Source organism: Micromonospora sp. NPDC002717 (assembly GCF_040295705.1).
In the GTDB taxonomy this organism is placed as follows: Bacteria; Actinomycetota; Actinomycetes; order Mycobacteriales; family Micromonosporaceae; genus Micromonospora.
In genome coordinates this window covers 1-9,572 of sequence record NZ_JBEOVW010000065.1, presented here as the reverse complement: position 1 = coordinate 9,572, position 9,572 = coordinate 1, and the positions used below count along the sequence as shown (strand labels likewise).

Sequence of the window (9,572 nt, the reverse complement as noted above, 5' to 3'; positions counted from 1 at the left end):
CTGAACGCCTTCCAGATCGCCTTCGAGGGCCGGCTCACCCCGGCCAACCACTGACCACCTCAACAACCAAGATCAGCCGTTAACTTGACACTCCCCCCCTCCTGTGTCAAGAGGCGGCGGCGAGGGTTGTTCTAGGCTGGGGTGTGGCGGGTCCGGGAAGTGACTTTTCCGAAGTGTCGATCTCGGGGTTTGGGTCGGCCGCGCTGGATTGCAGAGTCGCCCCCGCGTGTCCTCCCGGACCCGTCTTGAGCAGCTTCGCGTCGGCCACCATCTGCCGGTAGACGATGTCGGACAGGCGCCGTTTCAGTGCTCGTAGGGCCTCCATCGGGGTCTTGCCCGCGGCCAGTCTGCGCCGGTAGTAGCGGCGTCCTTCGGTGTCCCGGCGCAGCTGGACGATGGCCATGATGTGCAGGGCCCGGTTGATGCGCCGGTTTCCGGCTCTGGAGAGCCGGTGCCGGTTTTGCTCGCCGGACGAGGCGTCGATCGGTGCGGTGCCGTTCCACGAGGCGAAGTGGTCGCGGCTGGTGAACCGGGCGATGTCTGCGATTCGGCGGCCTGTTTCAACGCATCATGATCGTCACCGCCTGGCTATGGCTAACCCTGCTCGCCCACGGCACCTACCACCGCGCTGAACGCCCAAGCGCCACCACCGCCGTCCGATAGCCCATCGCTCACCCATCTGGCACCTGGTAGTCGAACTGGAAGGCGACCCGCCCGTCATCGTCCGGATCTGCCGCTGACATGGCGCGCCAGTCGTCTCGACAGCATCACTGTCAGTCCGGCATCCAGGTCGGCCGCCCCATCGTCAGACCATGATCGTCGGCGGCAGATCTGGCCAACAGCACCAGGGCCGGCGTGACTCACCGTGATTGCTGGAGCGGGCATCAACGCGAATACAAGACAGTTGGATTACCTGACCCTGCCAGTCAAGCACCGCGTGACCAGTGGTCCGGCTTCGGCCGGTCACGGGCTCGCGGCGATCCCGCGCTGGACCGGGCCGCTGCGCATCACCCTGTCCGGCCTCAGCGGGCAGGGTGATACAGACGTCAAAACTGCTGAGTCTGGTCGGGAAGTTGACGGGTTGAGGTAAAATCCTGGACATAATTCGCAGGCGTACGGCAACGGTGCGGACCTATTCTGCCCGTCATGACCGACTGGAAGAGCGTCGAGGCCGCCGACTGTGCCGTGCCCGCTGACCGGCCCATGGACGACCTCGTCCGCGAGCTGTCCCGTGCCCTGGCAGATCCCGATCCACTGGTCCGGGACGGCGCGCCCTACGCCGTCCTCGCGACCTGGATCGCTCGCGGGGCGATCGGGACGTCCCGGCGGCTGGAGCTGGGGGACGAGATGGCGACCCGGTTCACCGACCCGCGGGTCGAGGCCCGCACCTTCGCGCCCCTCGTGCTCGACATGCTGGTGGCCGCGGGGGACTTCAAGGCCGGCTGGGTGGAGGCGTTCGAGCACTGGTACCCGGCGGAGCAGGATCTGCGTGGCCACGACGAGACGCTCGGCTGGCTTCACGCGGTGGCGCACGGCGCGGACCTGCTTGCCAGCTTCGGTCGCCACCCCGAGGTGGCGCCGGTGCGGATGCTGAACCTCGCCGCCGCGCGGCTGACGGCGCCCACCGACCACGTCTACGACCAGATGGAGGACGACCGCCTCGCCCGGGCGATCGCCCGGGTCCTCACCCGTACCGACCTGAGTGAGCACGATGCCGTCGGCTGGCTGGATCCGATCGCCGACCGCTTCGGGGCCGACCGCATCAGCACTCCGGTGCCCGCTCACATCAGCAACTGCCTGCGTACCCTGCGCCTGCTCTACATCCTCGCCGACCGGGGCGTGCGCCCCACCAGCGAACTGCCCGCGGAACCCCTCCACCACCGCGACGCGGTCAAGTCCGGCATCGCCACAGTCCTCGACCGGATCGTCAGACGCTGATCGACGGCACCCGGTTCGGCCGGGCACCCCGCCAGCTCTTCCCCAGCCGGCCCGCCCCGGCCACCTTTCCGCGGTCATGTGCGGGATCGGCGTCCCGGTCGCAGCCGTCCGCGGTGCCGCCATCCGACAGCAGCTCCTCGAACTGCCCGCCCCGTCATCGCGGACGCTCTCGGCTACCACGACAAGACCACCAGCCGCCTCCTCGAGGAGACCGGCGGGACGCGGAGCCGTGCGCGGCTGGCGATCACACAAGGTCACCAGCCGGTGGGACTCCTCGGAGAACTGGCGACAGTTGAATACGAGAGCCCACCAGTACCGAGGGCCTGATCCGATCAACCGTGCCCGACCAGCCCCGGCGATATCTCCATGAGGATGAAGGGGCGAGCGAGGTGGTTCAGGGGCCGGCTGGACAACGAGATCGTGGAGGGGTAAGACAGCACAGGCGAGGCTCCCGTGCTGGGGCATCGGGTTGGGTCTATTTGCTGTCTTACCTGGAGCCTCGCCCTCATCGATCTGCGACCCTCGCCTGCCCGTCTGACCTACAAGATCAGGTTGGAAAGGGCTCAGTGTGGGCGACCGTCCCGGTAGCACGGCGCGGAATCCTCGCGCCTTCCAGCGCCCACGCGTTCCGACAGCGCGCAACCAGACCTGCGCAGACTGACACTTCGTCGCCCTTACGACGTGGTGGGTGTCACCTGGCCTTCCTGATCCACGAGCCCGGCGAGGTGTCCGGCACCGACTGACCGTCGTGGTCACCGCAGCGGTGTGTGCCGTGGTGGCCGGCTACCGCTCGTACGCCGGGATCGCCGAATGGGTCGCCGACGTGCCGGCCACGACGGCTGTCGCTCTGGGCATGACTCCCGACCGGCGCCCATCGGAAGCGATGATCCGTCGACTGCTGCAGGCCATGGACCCGCAGCTACTGTCCACGGCGATCGGTGTCTGGCTCGCCAGCCGGGCCACCGCCACCACCTCGACGACCGGCCAGGCTGCTGCCCCGCTGGCGTGCCGACTCGTAGAGCACTACGGTCGCGGCGGCCGCCGCGTTCAGGGAGCTGGCGGCCCCGGACATCGGGATCCGGACGAGCTGGTCGCAGGACTCCCGCCAGCCGACGCTGAGACCGGTGGTCTCGTTGCCGATCAGGAGCAGCGTGGGCTGCGTGAGGGCGTACTCAGCGGCATCCAGCGCGCCGTGCTCGTCGGCGCCCACGACGCCGATGCCGATGCCGTTGGCGCGAAGGTCGGCGACCCAGGACAGCACGGCCTGGGGTGAGGGCGCCCGGACCACGGGCAGAGCGAACAGCGAGCCGGTGCTCGCCCGCACCACCTTCGGGTCGTACACGTCGGCGGCATGGCCTGTGACGATCACGCCGGACGCGCCGAAGGCGTCCGCGGACCGGATGAGGGTCCCGATGTTGCCGGGGCTGGTGGGCCGGTCGAACACAACGGTGAGCATGGTCGGCCCGGCCGGGATGCGGCGCAGGTCGTCCTCCGGCAGCCCGACCACGGCCAGCAGCTCCGGAACCGCGTCCGCCTTGCCTCCCAGCTCGTGCATCAGTTCACGGGAGACGGCGAACTTCTCGGCCCGGACCGTGTCCAGGGCCTCACGTGCCCAGCCGGACAGCTGAACGTCGGTGTCGTAGAGCAGCTCCCGGATCTGCCAGCCGTGTTCGATGGCCATGGCGATCGGGCGTACGCCCTGCACGAGGAACTCGCCGCGGCGCTGGCGCTTGGTCCGATTGCGCAGCAGAGCCTCCCACTGCTGGAATCGCGCGTTGCGGCCACTCACCCGCACCTTCACCGCCTCCCTCGCACGTCGGGGCCGGGGGTGTCCTGCCCGAGTCCTCGGCGGATCGCGATTTCCACGGGCGAGTACGCGCCGTCGGCCCGTTCCAGCTCGTACGGCGCGGCCGGCATCAGCGGCGGCTGGGCCATGAAGCGCGGCCGCGTCCCGTGGTGCGGTTGCGCCGCGTGCACCAGGAACGGATGGCACAGGAAGACATCGCCCGGGGACCCGGTGGCCAGGGCGAGTGGCCGGTGATCGGACGCCGCCACCAACTCGGGCGCTAGGTCCAGCCCGCTCGCCCCGTCCTCCCCGTACTTCTCCAGCACCTGCGGCACGTCGAGGTGTGAGCCGACGCGGATCCGGGTCGGGGCGTCCTCCTCGCCGACCTCGCTGAACAGGAACAGCATCAGCAGCGCCCGGCCCCGGGAGTACAGATTCGTGAAGTACCAGGTCGCGCCCTCCGGCAGGTAGCTGCCCTCGATGTGCCAGCCCGCGTCGTTCGGCTCCTCCCGGTGCGGGAAGCGCAACGGGAACGTGCCCAGCGAGTAGCGCGGCTCCCAGCGTCCCGCGCCGACGAGCAGGTCGTACGCGTGATGGAGGAACGGGGAGTTGGGTGCGGCGGCGAACGGCCCCTGCGCCATGCCGGGCACCCAGTGCACGGGCTGCGTCCACGTGGCGGGGTCGTCCGGGTCGCAGCCCGTCTCCCGCCACAGCAGCCGCGCGCAATCCGCGGCCACGCGCGGTGCGACGGCACCCGCCACCTTCACGAAGCCGTCGCGAAGGAACCGGGATACCAGGGTCGTGTCATCCATGGCCCCATCCTGCGGCGACACCGATCCCGATCACCCGACACTTTCCGCGCCGCTTCTGTCGGGTGTGCCGCAACAGCGCTCGGACACGATACGCAGGCACTGTCGCACCGCAGCACAGCTCAGGTTCCGCCCAACTGTCGAAGGGAGCGAACCCATGGAGACGCGCATCGTCGACCGTCCCGCGTTCCGGCTCGTGGGGCACGCTGCCCGGGTTCCGCTTATCCACCGAGGCGTCAACCCGTACATCCAGCGGCACATCGCCGCGCTGCCGGCCGAGGAGCACCTGCGGTTGAAGGCGCTCGGCGACACCGACCCAAGCGGGCTGCTCGCCGTCTGTGACGACGTCGACGCGGACTACGACGAGGGCAGCGAGCTGACCTACCTGCACGGGGTCGCCGTGTCCCCGCGTACGCCGATCCCGGACGACCTCGACGTCATCGAGGTCCCGGCCGGCCGATGGGTGGTCATCCGGGCCGCGGGTCCGCATCCGCAGACCCTGCGGAAGACCTGGGCCACGGCCGCCGCCGGGTGGTTTCCCTTCCACCCGTGGCGGCTGCGGCCGGGCCCGGAGATCGTCGCGGTGCCCGAGCCGACGAACGACCTCACCGCCGCGACCCGTGAACTCTGGCTGCCCGTCGAGCCGGCGTAGCGAATCGGTGAGCATTCGACCGGCACTGCAGGTCACCGGTCAGTCGGCCTCGACCGGTGCCTCGCCGAAGACGGCGAAGCTGACGACCCAGTAGGCGACGTAGAGGCCGAGCAGCACGTATCCGTGCCAGCGCCGTAGCCGGCCGGTGGAGAGCAAGCATGCGGCGAGGGCGGTCATGCCGACGAGCACCGGCAGGTGCCAGGAGAGCACCTCGTCGTCGACGACGACGCTGCCACCGGCGAGCAGGGCCCCGGCAAAGTCGTCAGGTGATGCCGAGTAGGGCCAGCGGGCGGGTGCTGTCGCGGGCGTGATGTCGGTTGGCGGCGGCGATGTTGGTGACTCCGGTCAGGCGTAGGGCGCTGATGGCGGCGTTGCGGAGGGCGGCCATGACTTCGGGTCCGGTGCCGGTACGGATCTGGGATCGATCTTCGTCGTAGGTGACGTCCCGCACCCAGTGGATCTTGTTTTCGATGTTCCAGGGGCCGCGGATCCACGCGGCCAGTTGTGCCGGTTTCGCTTGGTGCACACGCAGGTCGGTGATGGCGTAGACGGTCTCGGTGGTGAAACGTTTCGGCTGGTCCAGGTGCCGTCTGCGGCGGCGGATCTGCAGGGCTTGAGCGGCGTGTGGAAAGTCGATGCCGGTGGAGATGGTCAGGGCCTTCACGGTGCGGATCTCGCGGCGGCCGTGCCCGCGGTCGGTGTCGCGGAAGGCGTCCGGAACGCCGCGCCAGGGCAGACCGCAGAGTTGGCGGTGCAGGCTGGGCTGGTTGCCCTTGACGGTCAGGATCCAGTGCGCGCCGCGTTCGGCGAGGTAGTCGACGTGCTCACGCTGGCAATGCAACGCGTCGGCGGTGATCACGGTGTCGCGCAGGTCGCCGATCTGGTCGTGCAGCGGTGCGAATCGGGTGATCTCGTTGGTCTTGCCATCGACGTCGGCACTGGCCAGGACCAGGCCGACCGCCTGGTCGCAGGCAGCGAGGACGTGCCAGGCTGGGGTGTCGGTGGTGCGTGAGTCGCGCAGGGTCTTGCCGTCCACGGCGATCGCTCGACGGGACGCTGACATGCCGGCAGCAGCCCGCCCGGCAAGCCAGACGCTGACCGCCGCGGTAAGGAACTGCGGGTCCATAGCCTGCAACAACCGGGGAATCATCGCCTCGGACGGGCGCCGGTCCGGGGCCATGCCGAGCGCGAACGCGGTCGCCGCCGGCACGTCGGCGATCCACTCAGCGATCGCGCTGTACGACCGGTTGCCGGCCACCACCGCGCACACCGCAGCGGTCACCACGACCGTCAACCGGTGCCGCACACCTCGCCGGGCCCGCGTATCAGGCAGATCGGCCAGCGCAGCGAGCAGTCCACCAGCGGCTTCGGACACGGTCAGAGCCGGTGCACGCGACACCGACGAGATCAGCGATGATGGCAGGGCGGGCATGACTCACTTCGGCGATCAACACGGCGTAGGAGCCTTGATGATCTTCTGATCCGGTCATGCCCGTCTTGCTGCCGCCAACAGCGGCGCTTCTACTCCAGTCCACTCAAGTCAGACACCGCCACGACTTTGCCGGGGCCCTGGACCCTGGCCCGCAAGATCCTCTACCAGTCACCGCGGTGGCACCAAGCAGCCCGAGCTTCCGGACCGCCCCGCCGCGCCTACCGGCGGGGGCAGAGCCGCCGGCCTCCGTAGCGCCCGCGAGACGCACTGCCGGACGCGCCAAGGCTGGAGGCCGCTCTTCCGCGCCCGATAGGGTCAGGCGACGGCAGGAACAGTGACCCCATGTCACGCTCATCGCGTCGACCCACCCAGGGCCGGCGACGATGCAAGCGAGACGAAAACGGTCCCCGGGTGGCACCCCAGGGACCGTCGATGGTCCCGCCTGCCGGCAACCCGGAATGGCGCGATGGAAGGTAGGAACCAGATGGTTAGCGTAACCAGACATCCTCGGCGGAGCCAGCCCGACCCGGCACTAGCTGCGGAAACGGCCGGGATCGGCGGAGTTCTGCTGGTCGCGACGCTCGCGATCGGCTCGATGGTGGGGATCGTCGTGCTGAGCGAGCAGGTCGCCGGTCAGGTGGCGCCGGCCGCCATCGCGGCCATCAGCGCGGTGTCCCTGGCCGCGATCGGGGCGGTCGGCGTGGTCCTGCGGCGTAGGCCTCGGCGGTCCACCAGCAGGTAGAAGGACATCACCGACTCGGTGGAGCTGCTCCGCTGGCTCGCCCACGACCACTTCACGTTCCTCGGCTACCGGGAGCGGCAGGCAGGAGGTGGGGTGCTGATCAAGTACCCCACCTTCCTATTGGATCGACAAGAAGATGGTCTTCATCTTCATGGGCGACACCGCCAACCCGATGACATCTTCGACTTGGCGCACAACCGGACCGCCCTGCACAACCTGTTCGTCCTGAAACCTGCGGCAGGACGCGCCGCACGTGAAGAAGAAGGACGGTTCACCTACAACCTCAAGATGTACCTGGACAGACCGGCGTTTGCGACGGGGCACCAGCTCAGCCGAAGATGCGCTCGACGACGGCCGCCTGTTCGGCGGCACCGGCGCGGAAGTAGCGGGCGGTCGTGTCGAGAGAGGCGTGGCCGAGCAGCGCCTGCACCTCGGCCGGGTCGGCGCCGTCCTGGCGAAGCCGGGTGGCGTAGGTGTGGCGCAGCCGGTGCGGGCGTAGGCCGGGCTGGCCGGCGTCGGCGCCCACGGCGAGCACGGTCTGGGTGATGCCGGAGGTGGTAAGCCGACCACGCTGGCCGGTCCACAGCGGTCCCGGCTCGCCGCCTCGGTGGCGGATCCAGGCGGTGAGCCAGTCGCGGGCCGGCGGCGGCACGGGGACTTGGGGGACTTCGTCGCCCTTGCCGTGCAGGCGGATGGTGCCGGTGCGGGCGGATGGTGCCGGTGCGGGCGGTGAGGGCGAGGTCGTCGAGGTCGAGGCGGGCGCACTCCTGCGCCCGGGCGCCGGTGTAGAGCAGCACGGTCACGATCGCGGCGTCGCGGACGCCGCAGCGGTCGGCGGCGCGTTCCACCGCTCCCTGCTCCTTCGGCGTGAGCGCGTCGGGCTCGCCGGGGCGCGGCACCCGGACGCGCTTGACCTTCAGCCGTAGACCGGCGCCGACCTCGTAGAGGAGATCGACGGCGGCGAGGGCTTGGTTGACGGTGGACGGGCTGGCCTTGGTGGCGATGAGGTGTCGGCGCCAGGCGGTGACGGCGGCCTCGGCACCGACCTGGTCAACGAAGGCGTCCGGGTGCTGTGCAGCTCTGGGCAGTCGCGCCACGACCCGGCCAGCCCTCGGAAGACCTGGAACGGCAATGTCATGCCCCTGCAACTGGGGCCATGAGTTGATCGCCGAGCTGAGGAGACGGGATGGCTGAACCCGCGGAGCTGGAGGCGCTGTTGCGCCTCATGCCGCCCGAGACGGAAAGCGACACGACGGTCGACTGGGACGAGATCACCGAGTCCTGGGGGCGACCCTTTCCGGCCGTGTACCGGCGCTTCATGGCGGTCTACGGTGCGGGGATGATCGAGGACTACCTGGTGATCGGCGCACCGGAGCCCTGGGGCGAACCGCCCGACGGGGACCGCGGCGACATGCGTGCCGGTACGGCGTTCGTCAGGGGCCTGTGGCAGGAGTCGCGTAAGGAGCTGTTTCATGGCCTCGACGTCGCTGGCCGCTACTGCGTCCAGCGGTCGGTCGCCCCAGACGGTGGCCATGCGCTGCCAGTAGGTGCCGTAGGTGCGTTGGGCGCCGGGGCCTGCTGCGGCGATGACGCGGGGTAGGTACTCGGCGATCGTCGGCAGGGCGGCTGGGCCGTCGGTGTGGGATTGGAGGTCGGTCAGGGTGACGCCGAGGTGAGCCAGGACCTGCTACGCGGCGGCGATGGTGGTGGCGTCAGCGGACATGTCCAGCTCCCGCAAGTCGAGTGTGTAGGTCGGCGAGAGGAGGCGGACGACGGTGCTGGCGGGGTGCACGACGAGCAGGTCGTGGGTGACGAGAGCGGCGAGCAGCACCGGCTGGCCTGGCTTGATTCCGCACATTCGCCGGGCAGGTGCCGGTAGGGGCAGTTCACCGCGGCTGCCGATCTGGTGTCGTCCGTCGTGGGCCGAGCAGACGACGAGCATTCCCTCATGTGGCTGGATGTCGAGGCGGCGGCCAGGCTTCCAGCCCAACGGGTGCAGGACCTGTTGCGCGGTCACCCGGCCGCAGTTTGACGGGACAGCCATCCCCAGCAGCACGCCCTGCGCGGCGGCGAACACCGGCGGAGGAACGTGAAGAGGCAGTGCCGGCATCGGCCTCGGGCACGGGCGGGGCCGGGTGGGCAGGGCGGCAGGAACGAGCGGACGGATGAGCTGTTCGTCGTGTAGGCGGGAAGGTTGTGTCATGCCGGCGACA

General features: G+C 69.7%; 12 protein-coding genes and 1 pseudogene. 5 read left to right on the top strand and 8 right to left on the bottom strand.

The features are described 5' to 3' along the window. Positions 1-106 precede the first annotated feature (106 nt). Complete coding sequence (locus ABT006_RS34560; protein WP_350712681.1) at positions 107-538, bottom strand: transposase; 432 nt, start codon at positions 536-538, stop codon at positions 107-109. Between the two features lie 608 nt (positions 539-1,146). On the opposite strand from ABT006_RS34560, the gene ABT006_RS34555 reads away from it, so the two are divergent. Together ABT006_RS34555 and ABT006_RS34550 are read left to right on the top strand one after the other, a co-directional pair. Further along, entirely contained in the window at positions 1,147-1,938 is a 792-nt protein-coding gene (locus tag ABT006_RS34555) for a DUF2785 domain-containing protein (RefSeq protein ID WP_350712679.1), read from the top strand. Between the two features lie 688 nt (positions 1,939-2,626). Beyond that, positions 2,627-2,827: pseudogene (locus tag ABT006_RS34550) on the top strand (transposase family protein); the annotation flags it as partial. A 30-nt stretch (positions 2,828-2,857) separates the two neighbouring features. On the opposite strand, the gene ABT006_RS34545 reads toward ABT006_RS34550, so the two are convergent. Together ABT006_RS34545 and ABT006_RS34540 are read right to left on the bottom strand one after the other, a co-directional pair. Then, positions 2,858-3,733: a TrmH family RNA methyltransferase gene (locus ABT006_RS34545; protein WP_350712678.1), complete on the bottom strand. Its 876-nt coding sequence runs from the start codon at positions 3,731-3,733 to the stop codon at positions 2,858-2,860. Between the two features lie 2 nt (positions 3,734-3,735). Continuing rightward, complete coding sequence (locus ABT006_RS34540) at positions 3,736-4,536, bottom strand: phytanoyl-CoA dioxygenase family protein (protein ID WP_350712677.1); 801 nt, start codon at positions 4,534-4,536, stop codon at positions 3,736-3,738. Between the two features lie 154 nt (positions 4,537-4,690). Here ABT006_RS34540 and ABT006_RS34535 point away from each other — a divergent pair, with 154 nt between their 5' ends. After that, the gene (locus ABT006_RS34535) at positions 4,691-5,185 is read left to right on the top strand and encodes a GyrI-like domain-containing protein (RefSeq protein WP_350712676.1); all 495 of its coding nucleotides are present in this window, start codon (positions 4,691-4,693) and stop codon (positions 5,183-5,185) included. 39 nt (positions 5,186-5,224) lie between these two features. Here the strand turns inward: ABT006_RS34535 and ABT006_RS34530 are convergent, their stop codons facing one another. The 4 genes from ABT006_RS34530 to ABT006_RS34515 all read right to left on the bottom strand — a co-directional run bounded on the left by ABT006_RS34530 (position 5,225) and on the right by ABT006_RS34515 (position 8,011). Next, the gene (locus ABT006_RS34530) at positions 5,225-5,431 is read right to left on the bottom strand and encodes a calcium:cation antiporter family protein (protein WP_350712680.1); all 207 of its coding nucleotides are present in this window, start codon (positions 5,429-5,431) and stop codon (positions 5,225-5,227) included. A 16-nt stretch (positions 5,432-5,447) separates the two neighbouring features. Continuing rightward, positions 5,448-6,617 carry an ISAs1 family transposase gene (locus tag ABT006_RS34525; RefSeq protein WP_350712675.1) on the bottom strand — a complete coding sequence of 390 codons (1,170 nt, stop codon included), beginning with the start codon at positions 6,615-6,617 and terminating at the stop codon, positions 5,448-5,450. Between the two features lie 633 nt (positions 6,618-7,250). Next, complete coding sequence (locus ABT006_RS34520) at positions 7,251-7,415, bottom strand: hypothetical protein (RefSeq protein ID WP_350712674.1); 165 nt, start codon at positions 7,413-7,415, stop codon at positions 7,251-7,253. Positions 7,416-7,687: 272 nt separating this feature from the next. Next, positions 7,688-8,011, bottom strand: a complete 324-nt coding sequence (locus tag ABT006_RS34515; RefSeq protein ID WP_350712673.1) for a tyrosine-type recombinase/integrase — start codon at positions 8,009-8,011, stop codon at positions 7,688-7,690. 40 nt (positions 8,012-8,051) lie between these two features. On the opposite strand from ABT006_RS34515, the gene ABT006_RS34510 reads away from it, so the two are divergent. Beyond that, a complete protein-coding gene (locus ABT006_RS34510; RefSeq protein WP_350712672.1) occupies positions 8,052-8,285 on the top strand; it encodes a hypothetical protein in 234 nt (77 codons plus the stop codon). A gap of 260 nt (positions 8,286-8,545) precedes the next feature. Next, entirely contained in the window at positions 8,546-8,959 is a 414-nt protein-coding gene (locus tag ABT006_RS34505) for a hypothetical protein (protein ID WP_350712671.1), read from the top strand. Between the two features lie 87 nt (positions 8,960-9,046). On the opposite strand, the gene ABT006_RS34500 is transcribed toward ABT006_RS34505, so the two are convergent. After that, positions 9,047-9,376, bottom strand: coding sequence for a hypothetical protein (locus ABT006_RS34500; RefSeq protein ID WP_350712670.1), 330 nt, complete (start codon positions 9,374-9,376; stop codon positions 9,047-9,049). Positions 9,377-9,572 lie beyond the last annotated feature (196 nt).

What these genes read in the sequence shown, in the direction of transcription:
- ABT006_RS34555 (WP_350712679.1), top strand. Translation starts at nt 1,147, where the DNA reads ATGACCGACTGGAAGAGCGTCGAGGCCGCCGACTGTGCCGTGCCCGCT.
- ABT006_RS34540 (WP_350712677.1), bottom strand. Translation starts at nt 4,536, where the DNA reads ATGGATGACACGACCCTGGTATCCCGGTTCCTTCGCGACGGCTTCGTG.
- ABT006_RS34535 (WP_350712676.1), top strand. Translation starts at nt 4,691, where the DNA reads ATGGAGACGCGCATCGTCGACCGTCCCGCGTTCCGGCTCGTGGGGCAC.
- ABT006_RS34525 (WP_350712675.1), bottom strand. Translation starts at nt 6,617, where the DNA reads ATGCCCGCCCTGCCATCATCGCTGATCTCGTCGGTGTCGCGTGCACCG.
- ABT006_RS34510 (WP_350712672.1), top strand. Translation starts at nt 8,052, where the DNA reads ATGGTGCCGGTGCGGGCGGATGGTGCCGGTGCGGGCGGTGAGGGCGAG.
- ABT006_RS34505 (WP_350712671.1), top strand. Translation starts at nt 8,546, where the DNA reads ATGGCTGAACCCGCGGAGCTGGAGGCGCTGTTGCGCCTCATGCCGCCC.